Source organism: Pedobacter changchengzhani (assembly GCF_004354365.1).
Lineage (GTDB): Bacteria > Bacteroidota > Bacteroidia > Sphingobacteriales > Sphingobacteriaceae > Pedobacter > Pedobacter changchengzhani.
On record NZ_SJCY01000006.1, the window covers coordinates 188,601 to 205,126 of the forward strand.

Genomic DNA, 16,526 nt, shown 5'->3' on the forward strand with positions numbered 1-16,526 from the left:
TTTTTTTGATAATTACAACTATATAAAATGGGTATCAACTTCGTTTTTTTTAACAAAATAAATTAAATCCAGTCTGTTGCTATATAAATTTTAAATAAGGTTTTAGCCAATAGGCAAAAGCACTTTAAATTGAGTGTTATGCGTTGGATCTGATTTAATTTCCAATTTACCATTCATACTATCAATTAAATGTTTCACCATAACTAAACCAAAACCATAGCCTTGTTCGCCATTAGAACCACCAGTTGAAGATTTTTCTCCAAAAAGTATATTGTGGATTGATTCTTCATCCAAACCAGGACCAGAATCGGAAACAATTATGCATAATACTTTACCTTCTATTTTTAAATCGAGAGATAAGTTTACGGTAACATTTCCTTCAATAGGTGTAAATTTTATGGCATTCGAAACTAAATTTCCAGCAATTTGTAGTAATTTATTTTTCGCAAAAGGAATCTCATCGTAACTGTCGCCGATATTGACTTTAAAATTAATGTTCTTATTTCGTGCTTGCGGCCGATATAATATGTCTAATTTTTCTTGAAGTACAAGAAGATTAAAATCGTTAGCCGATAATTCTGTCGATTGCTGGTAATCGTTTGTTAAAATTTCATCGGCCAGTGTAAGTAGGGATTTACTACTTTTCTGAATCATGGTTATTAAATCCAGAATTTCATTTAATTTATTTTGATCGCCACGTTCTCCAATAATTTCTGCAATGCCAATAATTCCCGAAAGTGGGCCTCTAATATCGTGGGCAATTTTCATGTTATTCTCTTTTGAATCAGAAATTCTGGTTTTTAATTCCAGCACAACTTTCATCATATTCAGCCTATTAATTACCTCATTGCCAATTAGTTTCAAAAGCTCAATTTTCTCAGGGCTCATTTTTTTAGGAATTCTATCCAAAACACATAGCGCACCAATATTATGCCCTTCTTTTGTAGTTAAAGGAATTCCAAAATAATATCGCAGATTTAAAGGAGAAGATACGTAGGGTTTATTTTTTAAACGTTCATCTAAAGAGAAATTTTGCACCTCAAAATATTCACCACCCATAATTGTATATTGGCAGGTAGAATCTTCTCTTGGCATTTGTTTAAGATCGCTAATGCCAAAATCTGAAATTGACCATTGCGTATATTGATCGACTAAATTTACTAAAGAAATTTCGGAGCCCGTTACCTTGGCTGCCAGTTCTGTAAGATCCTTAAAATTTTCATTTAAACTCGAATAGTCTAAGTCAAAATTTGCTAGGCTAATAAGTCTTTCAAACTCATTTTTTGGAATTGGGTTATTTTCAGCAGTCATTTTTATGTAGTGGGATTTTTATTTTTAGAGATAGATTTAGTTGTAAATATAACATTTCGTGCACTTAATTATCTAATTTAATCCCAAATTTTCTAACTTAGTAAAAATCTCTATTATGAAAATTGTTATTGCCGAAGACGATGAGCTTATCCGTAAAACGATACAGCTTCGTTTGCTCAAAGATGGGCATGAGGTTGTGTGTTGCGAAAATGGATTAGTTGCATTAGAGCAAATAGAAAAGATTAGGCCTCAGTTAATTATATCAGATATTATGATGCCTTATGTTACTGGTTTAGAGATTGTTGGGACTGTTAAACAAAGTTATACGCCAGAAATTCCAATTATTATTTTATCGGGTATGGGGCAAGAAGAAATTGTTTTAGAAGCATTTCAGCTTGGAGCCGATGATTTTATAACTAAGCCTTTTAGTCCAAATGAACTTTCTTTAAGAGTAAAAAGATTTTCTCAAAGGCAAAAATAAAATGAAATATCTTGCATTTTTCGCTTTCGCCTTTTTTATTATTTCGTTTCTTCTTATTTCTTACGTAATGATAAGGCTTACCATTCGCCATTCGCGAAGGGTTAAGCTTATGAAATGGAAAAAAATGTGCGATTTATTAGTGAGAACTGCAATTCTTGCCGAAACTCATCAAATAAATGATGAGTTTAAGTTAACGCCAAGAGTGAAAATGATGTTGAGCAACGGTTATTTTAGGCGGTTGTTAACCGATAAATTATTGGTAGCTAAGAAAAATATTTTGGGCCATTCGGCTGATGGAGTTACGAGGCTATACTTACAACTCGGGCTGGAAAAGTATGCTGTTGCAAAATTAAGAAGTAGGTATTGGAATCTTAAAGCCTCGGCCATGCAAGAGATTGGGTTGATGGGTTTAACGATACAGCTTCCTCAAATATATCGTTATACAAACAATAAAAAAGAGCTTGTTAGAGACGAGGCACAACTAACAATTATCAAGCTGTTTGGATTTGATGGTTTGAGGTTTTTAGATATCATATCTTATCAATTAACAGGATGGCAACAAATTAGATTGCTTCACGAGCTTTCTTTGGTTGAATCAGAGAATTTTAGTGCTATTGATAAGTGGTTGCAATCCGAAAATAAAAGTGTTGTTATTTTTGCTATCAAATTAGCTGCAACTTACAGGCGGTTCGAGTTATATAACGATGTGGCTTTACATCTCGAAAATATTGATGAAGAAATTAGATTGGAAGCCATAACTTGCATGAAAAAATGGGAAGCTGCAGATGCTAAAGAATTGCTAATGAATTTATTTCCTCAAGAAATTCCGAAAAATCAACTCGCTATAGCTACAGCATTTCAAACAATTTGCACAAACGTGGATATTCCTAAACTGATATCATTTTTAGATACTGAAAATAATCGACTCAAATATCTATTAATAAAAGCAATCGCTTGCATTGATGTTGAAACCATTAAAGTATTAAAGAATAGTTTTTCTCCAGCGGAAACCGATGTATTAATGATTATAAATCAGGTAGAAGGAGAAATCATCAAATGAGCTGGCAAAGTATTTTAGGAGATTTATTGAGCTACGGATTGTTAGCTTACTCAGTAATACTTGTTTCGTTCTACATTTTTATCGCCCTGTACTCTATTGGCGAGTTAAGAACTTATATTTATAAAAACAAATTTACCGATTACCGTATTTTAGCCAGTACAGAGCAAGCGCCGGGTATTAGTATGTTAGCACCAGCTTACAATGAGGGTGCAAATATTGTAGAAAATGTGCGCTCTTTGCTTTCAATTCATTACGCTAATCTCGAGTTAATTATTATAAACGATGGTAGCAAAGACGATTCGTTGGCTAAATTAATAGAAGTTTATGATTTGTACAAAGTTGATTATTTTGTAAACCAACAAATTGCCACAAAAGCAGTTAGGGGCGTGTATAAAAGTAGAAAGGCCATTTACCGAAAACTGATTGTTGTAGATAAAGAAAATGGAGGCAAAGCCGATGCACTGAACGTAGGCCTTAATATTGCACAAAAAGATTATTTAGTTTGTATTGATGTGGATTGTGTTTTGGTGCAGGATGCATTACTTAAACTTGCTAAACCTTTTTTGGAATACAATAAGAAAAAGGTAATTGCGACTGGTGGCGTTGTGCGCATTGCAAACGATTGTGAAATTAAAAATGGTAAGTTAATTAAAGTAAATCTGCCTAGTGGTTTTCTGCCACTGGCGCAAACTTTAGAGTATATTCGTTCCTTTTTATTGGGCCGGATGGCGTGGAGTAGGTTAAATGGCTTGCTATTAATATCGGGTGCTTTTGGAGCTTTCGACCGAGATATTGCCATAAAAGCTGGTGGTTATGACCACAACACGGTTGGTGAAGATATGGAGCTTGTGGTGCGAATGAGGCGTTACATGGAAGAGCGCAATTTACCTTATGTGGTAAGTTTTATTCCAGACCCACTGTGTTGGACAGAGGCGCCAAGTACTTTTAAAATACTAGGCAGGCAACGAAATAGGTGGACAAGGGGAACAATCGAAACATTGAAAATTCATAAGAAAATGTTTTTTAATCGTAAATACCATATTTTGGGGATGATTAGTTATCCATATTGGTTCTTTTTTGAGTTTCTCTCTCCAATTATAGAATTTTTTGGTTTTATTGGTTTCGTAATATTTAGTTTGCTTGGTTTAACGGATTATAAATTTTTTGTATCGCTATTTGCGCTCGTATTCAGCTTTGGCTTTTTGTATTCTTCTTTTGCAATATTTATGGAGGTTTTAACCTATAATCAATATAAAAGAAGGAGAGACATATTAAGATTAGTGCTTACTGCATTTGGAGAGGCATTTATTTTTCATCCTTTTATAGTGTGGTCGGCCATAAAAGGAAATATAGATTTACTACGAAATAAAAGTGCTTGGGGCGAAATGACAAGGATAGGTCTTGGTGGTAAAAAGAAGAAATAACTCAAACATGTATAATAAAGATATATTAAAAGCAAAAATAAAACTATTCGTTGCAGCAGTTGCGAAAGATTATGTTCAGTATATTTTAACGTGGACTTTGTTGTTATTTTTAGTAATAATAATAGAACAGGTTAGGAACGGTTTTTTGCACGAGTGGCCTAATAATGTATGGGTTTTTGTATGGAGTATTGTAAACACCTTAGTTTTTTCAATAAAATCATCTGCCTTACTATTTCCATTCTTTTTGGTGTTGTATATATGGTCGAAAAAGGTTGCATCAATATTTATTACTGCATTAATTTCAGTCGCAACATTTGCTAATTTATTGCTGATTATTTATTTCAGTACAGCTTTAGTGCCTCTGGGGGCCGATTTATATAGTTACTCTTTGAGCGATATTACCCAAACTACTGCTTCATCTGGCATTATAAGCGTGGGCAACACGGTTGGTATTTTGCTTGTTGTAATTGTAATATATAGCATTATGCGATTTGTGCGTAAAAGAATTAATCCCTCTGCCTTGTTCAGCAAGGCTTTGTTATTGTCCATTTTGATTTTTGCATTTTTTAACGTAGGCGGAAAATTAAAAGCAACTAGCTTTTCATCAGAATATTTTAATAGTTTGATTTTAAATAAATTAGGCTATTTTTCTTCTGCCAGTAACAGCTACTTTTTTGGTGGCGAGGATGATGTTGACATCTATGCTGATAACTATATAGGTAATTATGGCGAATTGTCAAAGTTCTCGCAGTCGATCAACTACACCGATCCTGAAGAATATCCATTTCTACATCAACCAGATAGTGCCGATGTATTGAGTCCATTTATTAAACCTGGCAAAACACCACCCAATTTAGTATTTATAGTGGTTGAGGGGCTTGGTAGGGCATTTACGAATGATGGTGCATACTTAGGTAATTTCACGCCTTTTATCGATTCATTATCGAAAAAAAGTATTTATTGGCCTAACTTTTTAAGTGAAGGCGGTAGAACGTTTGCCATGTTGCCATCTGTTATGGGCTCGCTTCCGTTCGGCAAAGCAGGGTTTTTGGATATGGGTAAGAAAATGCCAGATCATTTATCACTTTATTCGATCCTAAAACACAATGGTTATCACACTTCTTTCTATTATGGCGGAAATGCAGATTTCGATAACATGGCAAACTTCTTGACCTATAATCAAGTAGATGAGATAAAAGATTTAAATACTTTCCCTAACGGATATATAAAAATGCCACAATCTTCAAGTGGTTTTTCTTGGGGTTATCAAGATGATCAATTATTCAAATACTATCTTCAAAGCCAGAACGCAGCTTTAGCCAAACAGCCAGAACTCAGTGTAATCTTAACTTTATCTACACACGATCCATTTTTGATGAACAACGAGCAAAGGTATATCGACATGTTTGAAAATAGAATGAAAACGTTAGAGATTACCGAAGACAAGAAGGAAAGCTACCGGAAATATAAGTTGCAATATTCTAGTGTAATGTACTTAGATGAATCTTTGAAACATTTTTTTGATGGTTATAAAAAGCGTGCGGATTTTTCAAACACCATATTTTTCATCACTGGCGATCATCGTATGCCCGAAATACCGACCATCAATAAAATAGATCGATACCATGTACCATTTATAATTTATTCGCCACTGTTAAAAAGAACAGCACGAATAGAATCTATTTCTACGCATTTCGATATTACACCTAGTGTACTTTCATATTTAAAAACAAATTATGCAATTGAAACACCAAGTAAAGTAGCATGGTTGGGCACCGGGCTGGATACTGTACAAAACTTTCGAAATATTCATTCCTATCCGCTTATTCAAACTAAAAGTGACCTCACTGATTTTGTGATGGGCGAATACCATATAAATGGCGATCAGTTTTTTAAAATGAACAATTATATGCAGGAAGATAATTTAGAAGATAAATCGAACCATGCAAAATTGACTCAAGCTTTTTCGAATTTTAAAAGAAAAAATAACCTTGTTAAAGAGGGCGTTAACAACATTTTACCTGATTCGTTAGTTAAGAAATTTCGATCTCCAAAAAAATAGTTGTTTGTTGTTTATTTTGATTCCTTCAAAATTTCGGTTAACATTGGCCGGTAAAATGTCCAAAAAAAGGCGCTGCGATCCATTGCATCCGAACGGTTGTAAAACAGAAAATCTAAAAATCGAATGCCTTTAAAGTACGATGATTTAATAGAAACTGGGTTGTCGCAAAAATCACCCGAAAAGTAAAAAAACCTATAGTCGGGCGCATCGTGCTCAAGTACGGCAGGGAAATTTTGCGGAATACCGAAACGTTTTAACTCTTCTTGCCCTGCAAGATTTGTCGCAATTTTAAACTTAGATACCGCATGGTTAATTAATGTATCAGGCACAATAACATCAAACCAAAAAGGATATTTAATAGAGGCTGGTAAATTATATTTACTTTGGCCGGTTATACTGGTTTCAATTGATGGAATGGGTTGGGTAAGATGGGTTGTATCTTCCAGAATCACTACTGCTGCTGCCTCGTTTACAAAAGCAATACCGGAGCGCTTAAATTTCCACTTTTTTTGATGGGTATTTTCATAATTTTTTATCAACCATCGCGGTAATTCCGAATTTTTTGAAGTATCCAAACTACTAAAATATCTTGCAGTCCAGCCAGTCCACCTCATTGCAAAAAGCTTTTCGAACTGTAATCTGTTTTCTAACTTAGTAGGGGAGCCAATGGTATTAAATTCGCTTATAATGAGTTTGTGTTTTTTCTTCATTAGGTTTAGCAGCACTAAATCCTGTTTGCTTAGTCCGCCATAAATAACCGCATTCTGATCTGCTTTTTTACGCTCAGTGTACCATTCGTTCGTATAAACACCATAAGTATCAGTAAAATAAACTGCGTCGGCATCTATGCTTAATTGGTCTAATTGCTGTTCACTAAAACGCTCTAAGCCTTTTAAACTGTAATGATTTTTATCTTCTGGAAAAAAACCATAGTAATCATGGTCTGCTTGATATCTCTTTTCGCTTGTTTTGGCGTATTTTTCGTAATTCAATATCCAGCTTAGCGAAACATGTTCCTGCGCATCTTTATCCAATACTGTTTTATCAACTATTGCGAGTACGAATTTCGTTTTTGGATAAACAATCCAAACTAAAAACATAATTAATGGTATGGAAAGCAAAATTCCTACCACCAGAATTAACTTTTTATATTTCATCGATATTAAAATCGTCTAACATATCCTAATCCAATATCGAGCTGGTTTCCCCTCGTACCTCTCAAATATTCTTGATTCTCGAAACCAACCTTGATACTAAAAACATTAATTTTTTGAAACGACTTACGGTAGCCAATCGAAATGTTGTTTGACTTTAATTTATAACGGTCAGTATTAATTAAAACGTTATTTTGTTGATCATCTGGAGAAATTCCTGTGCCCATAACCAAGCTTAAGTAATCTTCCGCACCGCCGAAATAATATCGGGTTGTAAGTGCAAATGACTGCGAAACGGCATCATTTGATGGTGTTACGTAGGTACGAACATTAAACCAAAAGTTTTTGTAATATTTCCCGACAGAAGCCGTATAAACGAAGACGTTATCAGAAAAACGAAGGAAACGTACGCCAAAATCTGCTTCAAAACTTTTGGGTAAATTGGCATAAAGAGATGCACCAGAGCGATATTGCGGAAATACACCTGCTTCTGGAGCATATCCAAAATTAACATACGCGTAGAACAATGGAGAAATCCGTGGGTAGGCATCTATCTCGAATTGAGTGCCATTACTTTTAAAGCGATTTGCATAATTTACCCGCCCAGCAATGGAGCCTAGTTTGGTTTGTCGAGAATAATCTACACTCACTAAATGCCAAGGGTCGTCAAACTGTTTATCAAAATAAACAAAGTCGTAATTTACCCCGATTTTATTTTTCGCACTATTATCTTTAATCCGCATGGATAAAGATCTTGCCTCTGTATTTGTTGGATTAACTTTTAATAGCTTCGTCACCACATCATCAGCAAGTAGCCATTCTTTCTCATTGTTTAATATTTTTGCTTTTAATAATAGAAGATCTTCTTCACGCGGAGCAAGATCTAAACCTGCATCAACAACTTGTAACGCAGTTTTGTTATCATCGTTCCAAAACTCTAAATTCCCTAATGCTAGATATGCATCTGCATAATCAGGTTTATCTTTAATTACCGTCCGGAAATTTATTCTAGCGCTATCCAACTGTTTATTCCATGTGTAAATTCTCCCTAAAAACACGCGAATCTCTGCATATTGTGGTTTTTGTATTAAAGCCTTCTGACTTAAGGAAATTGCTTTTGGATAATTTTTTTCTTGAAAAGCCGCGTTGCGCGCTTGGGTAAATAAATCGTCGGCAGACTGCGCAATTACCACAACGGGAGTAACAAAACAGTACAGTAATAGCAAGATTTTTTGGTACATCGGGATGAATTTATATGATCTTTAATGCTGTTAAAGATAAACAAAAAAGTTATGCAGACAAGTAGTTAACTATAGAAAAATTGTATTTTAAACCACTTATTATTTGCTAATTGCACAGCGCATGTTTAATTAAAATAGAAAAACAGTCTTTTTCTATTCAATAATCTTTAACAAGTTGCCCTCCTTATAATTGCAAAAGATTATTGAAGAAACAATGTTTTTAAAAGTTGTAAATTTTATCCAATGGTAGAACAAGTTGTGCTTTGTACACTTAAATAATTGACATTCAACACGCCACATTTTTTGATTACTTATCAGTATTAAGCAAACGGAATTTAGTTGAAAACAAAAATTATATCTAAAAAATTGATTTCCAAAGTGTTACCAAACTGGCTTAATAAAAAAAGAAGTTGTCCTTTTGAGACAACTTCTTTCATGTAGTTTAAAAAACTAATATTATTTTCCTGCCGCCTTAGCATGGTCTGCCAAGAAAGTTGCTAATCCGCTATCGGTAAGTGGGTGTTTTAATAATCCAGCAATTGCTGCTAAAGGCGCAGTAATTACATCGGCACCTAATTTTGCACAGTTCACAATGTGTAACGGTCCGCGGATAGAGGCAGCCAAAATTTGTGTTTCGTAGCCGTAATTGTCAAAAATTGTTCTAATATCTTCTATCAAAATTAAACCATCGCTTGATATATCATCCAAGCGACCTAAAAATGGAGAAACATAAGTTGCACCAGCTTTAGCAGCAAGTAAAGCCTGGCCTGCAGAGAAAATTAAAGTACAATTGGTTTTAATTCCTTTAGATGAAAAATGCTTAATTGCTTTAACACCATCTTTAATCATAGGAACTTTTACCACAATTTTAGGGTTCAAAGCTGCTAAAGCTTCACCTTCTTTTACTATTTCTGCAAAAGTTGTCGCAATTACTTCAGCGCTAACGTTGTCGTCAACTATATCGCAAATGGCTTTATAATGGTTAATTACATTTTGATCGCCAGTAATACCTTCTTTAGCCATTAAACTTGGGTTGGTGGTTACGCCATCTAAAATACCCATGTCTTGTGCTTCTCTAATTTGATCGAGATTGGCTGTGTCAATAAAAAATTTCATGTTTATTAATTCTTATAATTTGAGTTTTTGATTAAACCCTGAAGAATTTAGTCCCCCCTTCAGAGGGTTAGGGGGTAAAAAAATGGGCAAGCACCTCTTATCGCACCGCTACAACCTTCTACCCTTGCTGCGTTCCCGCCCTGGGGGAGTTCGAAGGGAGCTGGTCGTAAAAGACTTGCCCGGCACAAAGGTAGAAAAAGAAGTTGTTTTGCAAAATGGATTTTTCTAAATTTTAAACATATTGTGCTATCTGCTTGATTGCTAAATTAATAAATTGGAAATTAATTTTTAATAAGCAATTTTCTGATTTTATTTAAACCTAAATGATATTTAAATTCGTTTTAAATAAGCTTTTCTTGATTATAGATTTCGCATTTTAGTTGCTTATTTTTTGTTTCTTTTGCAATAAATAGGTTTTTTATTACTTTTAATCTAAAATAATCATAAAAAGTATGCAAACTCTGCAATTTTATGTTCATTTTCCTTACCTTAGTGTCTTCTAAACACTAACAACTAACGAGCAAACAATGGAACCAAATAGCGGATTGTATGATGCAAAATTTGAACACGATGCCTGCGGTATCGGGTTCGTTGCGCATGTGAAGGGGCGAAAATCGCATCAAATAATCTCGGATGCACTTACTATTTTAGAAAATTTAGATCATAGAGGAGCGGTTGGCGCAGAGCCCAATACGGGAGACGGTGCGGGTATAATGATTCAAATTCCCCACGAATTTTTTTATGATGAATGCCTAAAAGCTGGCTTTAGTTTACCAGAAACCAATAATTATGGTGTCGGAATGCTATTTATGCCAAAGGATATTCGATCTAGAGAAGAATGTAGGGAATTGATTTATCGCGCTGCAGAAAAGCTGGGTTTAGAAATTTTGGGCTTTAGAAAAGTAGAAGTTGATACAACGGATATTGGCAACATGGCGCTTTCTGTTGAACCAGAAATTGAGCAGGTTTTTATAGCCAGACCTTATGCTGTTTCTCAAGGTGATGATTTTGAGCGTAAATTGTACATTTTCAAAAATTATCTAATTAAGTTAATTACAAATACAGTGCACGGTGGCAAAGATTTTTACATTGCTTCGCTATCTGCACAAACCATTATTTACAAAGGTCAACTTACTTCGTTGCAAGTTCGCACCTATTATACCGATTTAAGTGATAAACGCGTAGTTTCTGCGCTAGGATTGGTACACTCGCGTTTTGCAACAAATACATTTCCTTCTTGGAGATTGGCGCAGCCATTCCGTTTTATCGCCCACAATGGCGAAATTAATACCTTACAAGGAAATTTAAACTGGTTTAGAGCAGGCGTAAAATCTTTCGCTTCTAGTTATTTTACATCCGAAGAGTTGGATATGTTGTTGCCAATCATCGACGAAACAAATTCAGACTCTGGTTGCTTAGATAATGTAATTGAATTGTTGTTGCATGCAGGCAGAACGTTGCCTCATGTTTTAATGATGTTGGTACCAGAAGCTTGGGATGGAAATGAGGACATGGATCCTGTGAAGAGAGCGTTCTACGAGTTTCATGCTACATTAATGGAGCCGTGGGATGGGCCTGCAGCGATTGCTTTTACTGATGGAAAATTAATCGGTGCAACGCTAGACCGTAACGGTTTACGTCCATCGCGTTATGCTATCACCTCTGATGACCGCGTAATTATGGCTTCTGAAGCTGGCGCTTTAGCAATAGATCAAAGCACCATCATCGAAAAAGGACGCTTAACGCCTGGTAAAATGTTCGTTGTTGATATGGAGCAGGGCCGAATTATTAGCGATGAAGAGATTAAAACTCAAGTTTGCAGTAAAAGTCCTTTTGCCGATTGGATTAATCAATATCAAATTAGATTAGAAGAACTGCCAAATCCACGTGTAATGTTCACTGGTCTTTCAGAAGAATCTATTTTTAAATATCAACAAGTATTTGGTTATAGCAGAGAGGATGTAGATTTACTCCTTAAGCCAATGGCTATAGAAGCAAAAGAACCGCTTGGGTCAATGGGAACTGATACGCCACTTGCTATTTTATCAAAAAGACCACAGCATTTATCTAATTATTTTAAGCAACTATTCGCTCAGGTAACCAATCCGCCAATAGATCCGATTAGAGAGAAAGTTGTGATGAGTTTGGCAAGTTTTATGGGTAGTGCAGGTAATTTATTGGAAGAAAATCCTTTACAATCTCACTGTGTGGCGATAAAACATCCCATTTTAACTAACCAAGAATTAGAAAAACTTAGAAGTATAGATACTGGCGTTTTCCAAGCGAAAACGCTACAAACTTATTTCCGTGCAGATGGTAAACCCGGTGCAATGGCAAAAGCGTTAGATCGTTTATGTCGTTACGCAGTGGATGCAGTTGAAGACGGTTTCCAGGTTATTGTTTTAACCGATAGAGCAATTGATTCTGAACATGCCGCAATGCCTTCTTTACTGGCGGTTTCTGCGGTGCATCATCATTTAATACGCAAAGGTTACCGTGGTGCTGTTGGTATTGTTATAGAAGCAGGCGATATTTGGGAAGTGCATCATTTCGCAACGTTGCTAGGTTTTGGCGTAACAGCCATTAATCCATATTTGGCGCTAGAAACTGTAAATGGTTTTCAAGCCGAATCTGGCCTTTCTGCTGAGCAATTGAGTAAAAACTATATTTATGCCGTAAACAGCGGTCTGTTAAAAATATTCTCTAAAATGGGTATTTCAACCTTGCAATCTTATCAAGGTGCTCAAATTTTCGAGATATTAGGTTTAAATAAAAAGGTGGTTGATACTTATTTTACTGGTGCGGTTTCTCGCATTGGCGGATTAGGTTTGGATGAAATTGCTAAAGAAACTTTAATTAAGCATCACCGTAGTTTTGGTCCGGCTACGCAAACAGAACATTTATTGCCTGCCGGAGGTACTTATAAATTCCGCCGGAAAGGTGAAGTGCACTTGTTTAATCCACAAACTATCCACCTGTTGCAAAATGCCACGCGTAAAAATGATTACGGGATTTTCAAGCAATATTCTAAACTGGTAAACGAACAAACGCAACAAGCATTTACCATCCGTGGTTTGTTCGAATTTAATTACAGCCGACCATCAGTTCCATTAAATGAAGTAGAAGCAACTGAAGCCATTTTAAAAAGGTTTGCAACGGGTGCTATGTCTTTTGGTTCAATTTCGCACGAGGCACATTCTACTTTAGCCATTGCAATGAACCGTATTGGCGGTAAAAGTAACACAGGTGAGGGTGGCGAAGATGAAATGCGCTATAAAGTAATGCCTAACGGTGACAGTATGCGCTCGGCAATTAAGCAAGTTGCATCTGCTCGTTTTGGTGTTACAAGTTATTATTTAACTAATGCAGATGAGTTGCAAATTAAAATGGCCCAAGGAGCCAAGCCTGGAGAGGGTGGACAATTACCTGGCCATAAAGTAGATGATTGGATTGCAAAAGTTCGTCACTCTACGCCTGGAGTTGGTTTAATTTCACCTCCACCACATCACGATATTTATTCTATCGAAGATTTAGCACAATTAATATACGATTTAAAAAATGCCAACCGTACGGCCAGAATTAACGTAAAACTGGTTTCTAAAGCAGGCGTTGGAACCATTGCTGCAGGTGTTGCAAAAGCACACGCAGATGTGATTTTGGTTTCTGGTTTTGATGGTGGTACTGGCGCTTCGCCGCTTACTTCCATTCAGCACGCAGGTTTACCTTGGGAACTTGGTTTGGCGGAAGCACATCAAACATTGGTAAAAAATAAATTGCGTAACCGCATTGTTTTGCAAACCGATGGGCAGTTAAAAACAGGTAGAGATATTGCCATTGCTGCTTTATTAGGGGCAGAGGAATGGGGTGTTGCCACGGCAGCACTTGTAACTTCTGGCTGTATAATGATGCGTAAATGTCATTTAAATACATGCCCGGTGGGTGTGGCTACACAAGACCCAGAATTAAGAAAACTATTTACTGGCGATGCAGACCATGTAGTAAACTTATTTCATTTCTTAGCGGAAGAGTTGCGCGAAATTATGGCAGAACTTGGTTTTAGAACCATAAACGAAATGATTGGTCAGGCTGATATTTTAAAAGCTCGCGAATTGCCTGCTGAAGATTGGAAGCTGAAGTTTTTAGATTTATCACCAATACTTTTTAAAGCAGAAGATAATGGTTTACCATTGTACAACACAGCTGTGCAGGATCATGGTTTGGAAAACGTTTTAGACCATCAATTAATCGCAGCTGCACAACCCGCAATTTTACATAAAGAACCTGTTTTTGCGACATTCGATGTGAAAAACACCAATAGATCGTTAGGTAGTATGTTATCAAATGAGATTTCTAAAGTTCATTTAGGAGAAGGTTTGCCACCAGATACAATCAACTTTAAATTTATCGGCTCTGCCGGACAAAGTTTTGGAGCTTTTAACACACGTGGTGTAACCTTATCATTAGAAGGTGAGGCTAACGATTATGTTGGTAAAGGCTTATCGGGTGCACGCTTAGCTGTTTATCCATTCTCAAATTCAACTTTCGTTCCCGAGCAAAATATTATAATCGGCAACGTTGCCCTTTACGGTGCAACTGCCGGAGAGTTATTTGCTCGTGGTAAAGCAGGTGAACGCTTTGCCGTTCGTAACTCTGGCGCTACAGCAGTAGTGGAAGGAGTGGGCGATCATGGTTGCGAGTATATGACTGGAGGAGAAGTATTAATATTAGGCGAAACAGGAAGTAATTTTGCAGCCGGAATGAGCGGTGGCGTAGCATGGATTTATGATTCGAACGGAACATTTGCCCGTAAATGCAATAAAGAAATGGTAGATCTCGATCCGTTGCTTGCAGAAGATGAGGCAAGAATTTTAGCCTTACTTAAAACGCATATTCGCTTAACACAGAGTAAGGTTGCTGAGTTTATTTTAAGTGATTGGAAAACTCAATCTAGCAGTTTTGTGAAGGTATTTCCGAAAGAGTATAAAGCAGTTTTAGCAAAACGTAATCAACAAGTAAAAACACACTAGCCATGGGAAAAATAACAGGATTTATAGAATACGATAGAGTTGCACCCACTAGAGAAGAGGCTAAAACTCGTGTAAAACATTACGGCGAATTCTTAAACGAATTGCCGGCAGAAGAATTAAATAGGCAAGCAGCACGCTGCATGGATTGTGGCGTTCCATTCTGTCAAACAGGTTGCCCTTTGGGTAATGTAATTCCCGAATTTAACGATGCTGTATATAAAGGAGAATGGCAAGAAGCAGCCGATATTTTATTGAGCACCAATAATTTTCCAGAATTTACAGGCCGTATTTGCCCTGCACCGTGCGAATCTGCATGTGTTTTAGGCATTAACAAATCACCAGTTTCCATTGAAGAAATTGAAAAACACATCATAGAAATTGCCTTCGCTAAAGGATTTATAAAAGCCAAAGTGCCTTTGATTAGAACTGGTAAAAAGGTTGCTGTAATTGGTTCTGGGCCCGCAGGTTTAGCCGCAGCTGCCCAACTTAATAAGGTAGGGCACGAAGTAACTATTTTCGAACGTGATGATGCACCGGGTGGTTTATTGAGATATGGTATTCCTGATTTTAAATTGGAAAAAAACATTATCGACCGCCGTGTTGATTTGCTAAAAGAAGAAGGCATTATTTTTAAATGTAATGCTAATGTTGGCGAAAACGTTGAAATAAGCACTTTGCTTAGAGATTTTAATGCAATTGTTTTGGCTGGCGGATCTACAATTCCAAGAGATTTACCAATTCCGGGACGTGAAGCAAAAGGTGTGCATTATGCAATGGATTTCTTAAAACAACAAAATAAACGTGTAGCTGAAAGAGATGTTGTGGTAGAAGACATCATGGCGACTGGCAAAAATGTAATTGTAATTGGTGGTGGAGATACAGGATCTGATTGTATTGGAACTTCAAACCGTCACGGTGCTAAATCAGTTACACAATTTGAGATTATGCCAATGCCACCCACGGCTAGAAATGAACACATGCCTTGGCCAAATTATCCAATGATTTTGAAAAACACATCTTCACATGAAGAGGGTGCTCAAAGGGCTTGGTCTATCAACACGAAAAACTTTATTGCAGATGAAAATGGAAATTTAAAGGCGCTTAAAGTGGTTACTGTGGAGTGGGAAATTGACGCAAATGGCAGGCCGACCAAATTTAACGAAGTGGCAGGTACGGAAAAAGATTTACCATGCGAACTGGTATTGCTTGCAATGGGATTTTTGCATCCACAAAAAGAGGGACTTATAGAGAAATTGGGTGTTGAATTAGACAACCGAGGAAACGTTAAAGCCTCTGAGCATAGTTATCAAACCAATATTGCGAAAATTTTCGCTGCCGGTGATGTTCGCCGTGGTCAGTCTTTAGTAGTTTGGGCAATTTCTGAAGGGAGAGAAGCTGCAAGGAAAGTTGATGAGTATTTAATGGGATCTACAAAATTGACTTCAAAAGATGCTATTGCATACGCATAAGTAATTTAAAAATTTATATAATAAAAGGTCGTGATGAAAATTACGACCTTTTTTTTGGGAGTGTAACTTGAACTGTGTCATTATCTAAATTAATGCTTCTCAGGAGCTACTGTTTTCTTTCAGTATTCGCTCACCAAATTTAATATAAAGTTGTGAAAATGCCAAGCCCCAATTATGGATC

10 protein-coding genes and 1 other RNA gene are annotated in these 16,526 nt (G+C 36.3%); 6 read left to right on the top strand and 5 right to left on the bottom strand.

The window, feature by feature from the left end; translation table 11 throughout:
- Nucleotides 1-102: 102 nt before the first annotated feature.
- The gene (locus EZJ43_RS10625; protein ID WP_133262689.1) at nucleotides 103-1,311 is read right to left on the bottom strand and encodes a GAF domain-containing sensor histidine kinase; all 1,209 of its coding nucleotides are present in this window, start codon (nucleotides 1,309-1,311) and stop codon (nucleotides 103-105) included.
- A gap of 115 nt (nucleotides 1,312-1,426) precedes the next feature.
- Here EZJ43_RS10625 and EZJ43_RS10630 point away from each other — a divergent pair, with 115 nt between their 5' ends.
- The 4 genes from EZJ43_RS10630 (at nucleotide 1,427) to EZJ43_RS10645 (ending at nucleotide 6,338) form a co-directional block, all read left to right on the top strand.
- Entirely contained in the window at nucleotides 1,427-1,792 is a 366-nt protein-coding gene (locus EZJ43_RS10630) for a response regulator transcription factor (RefSeq protein ID WP_133262690.1), read from the top strand.
- A gap of 109 nt (nucleotides 1,793-1,901) precedes the next feature.
- A complete protein-coding gene (locus tag EZJ43_RS10635; protein WP_133262691.1) occupies nucleotides 1,902-2,852 on the top strand; it encodes a hypothetical protein in 951 nt (316 codons plus the stop codon).
- Nucleotides 2,849-4,276: a glycosyltransferase family 2 protein gene (locus tag EZJ43_RS10640; protein WP_133262692.1), complete on the top strand. Its 1,428-nt coding sequence runs from the start codon at nucleotides 2,849-2,851 to the stop codon at nucleotides 4,274-4,276. Before EZJ43_RS10635 ends, EZJ43_RS10640 begins: the two co-directional genes overlap by 4 nt.
- Nucleotides 4,277-4,283: 7 nt before the next feature.
- Entirely contained in the window at nucleotides 4,284-6,338 is a 2,055-nt protein-coding gene (locus tag EZJ43_RS10645; protein ID WP_133262693.1) for an LTA synthase family protein, read from the top strand.
- Nucleotides 6,339-6,349: 11 nt separating this feature from the next.
- Here EZJ43_RS10645 and EZJ43_RS10650 read toward each other — a convergent pair whose 3' ends face one another.
- The 4 genes from EZJ43_RS10650 to ffs all read right to left on the bottom strand — a co-directional run bounded on the left by EZJ43_RS10650 (nucleotide 6,350) and on the right by ffs (nucleotide 10,030).
- Nucleotides 6,350-7,495 (bottom strand): hypothetical protein, encoded by a 1,146-nt coding sequence (locus EZJ43_RS10650; protein WP_133262694.1) that lies wholly within the window; start codon nucleotides 7,493-7,495, stop codon nucleotides 6,350-6,352.
- 5 nt (nucleotides 7,496-7,500) lie between these two features.
- Nucleotides 7,501-8,733, bottom strand: a complete 1,233-nt coding sequence (locus EZJ43_RS10655; protein ID WP_133262695.1) for a YaiO family outer membrane beta-barrel protein — start codon at nucleotides 8,731-8,733, stop codon at nucleotides 7,501-7,503.
- A 456-nt stretch (nucleotides 8,734-9,189) separates the two neighbouring features.
- The gene (fsa, locus tag EZJ43_RS10660) at nucleotides 9,190-9,849 is read right to left on the bottom strand and encodes a fructose-6-phosphate aldolase (protein ID WP_133262696.1); all 660 of its coding nucleotides are present in this window, start codon (nucleotides 9,847-9,849) and stop codon (nucleotides 9,190-9,192) included.
- Between the two features lie 81 nt (nucleotides 9,850-9,930).
- Nucleotides 9,931-10,030: signal recognition particle sRNA small type (gene ffs, locus EZJ43_RS10665), an RNA gene on the bottom strand.
- A gap of 346 nt (nucleotides 10,031-10,376) precedes the next feature.
- On the opposite strand from ffs, the gene gltB reads away from it, so the two are divergent.
- On the top strand, nucleotides 10,377-14,876 hold the full coding sequence (gene gltB / locus EZJ43_RS10670) for a glutamate synthase large subunit (protein WP_133262697.1): 4,500 nt from the start codon (nucleotides 10,377-10,379) through the stop codon (nucleotides 14,874-14,876).
- 2 nt (nucleotides 14,877-14,878) lie between these two features.
- Nucleotides 14,879-16,345 carry a glutamate synthase subunit beta gene (locus tag EZJ43_RS10675; protein ID WP_133262698.1) on the top strand — a complete coding sequence of 489 codons (1,467 nt, stop codon included), beginning with the start codon at nucleotides 14,879-14,881 and terminating at the stop codon, nucleotides 16,343-16,345.
- Nucleotides 16,346-16,526: the final 181 nt, after the last annotated feature.

Coding starts and splice junctions, on each gene's coding strand:
- EZJ43_RS10625 (WP_133262689.1), bottom strand. CDS start 1,311: ATGACTGCTGAAAATAACCCAATTCCAAAAAATGAGTTTGAAAGACTT.
- EZJ43_RS10630 (WP_133262690.1), top strand. CDS start 1,427: ATGAAAATTGTTATTGCCGAAGACGATGAGCTTATCCGTAAAACGATA.
- EZJ43_RS10635 (WP_133262691.1), top strand. CDS start 1,902: ATGAAATGGAAAAAAATGTGCGATTTATTAGTGAGAACTGCAATTCTT.
- EZJ43_RS10640 (WP_133262692.1), top strand. CDS start 2,849: ATGAGCTGGCAAAGTATTTTAGGAGATTTATTGAGCTACGGATTGTTA.
- EZJ43_RS10645 (WP_133262693.1), top strand. CDS start 4,284: ATGTATAATAAAGATATATTAAAAGCAAAAATAAAACTATTCGTTGCA.
- EZJ43_RS10650 (WP_133262694.1), bottom strand. CDS start 7,495: ATGAAATATAAAAAGTTAATTCTGGTGGTAGGAATTTTGCTTTCCATA.
- EZJ43_RS10655 (WP_133262695.1), bottom strand. CDS start 8,733: ATGTACCAAAAAATCTTGCTATTACTGTACTGTTTTGTTACTCCCGTT.
- fsa (WP_133262696.1), bottom strand. CDS start 9,849: ATGAAATTTTTTATTGACACAGCCAATCTCGATCAAATTAGAGAAGCA.
- gltB (WP_133262697.1), top strand. CDS start 10,377: ATGGAACCAAATAGCGGATTGTATGATGCAAAATTTGAACACGATGCC.
- EZJ43_RS10675 (WP_133262698.1), top strand. CDS start 14,879: ATGGGAAAAATAACAGGATTTATAGAATACGATAGAGTTGCACCCACT.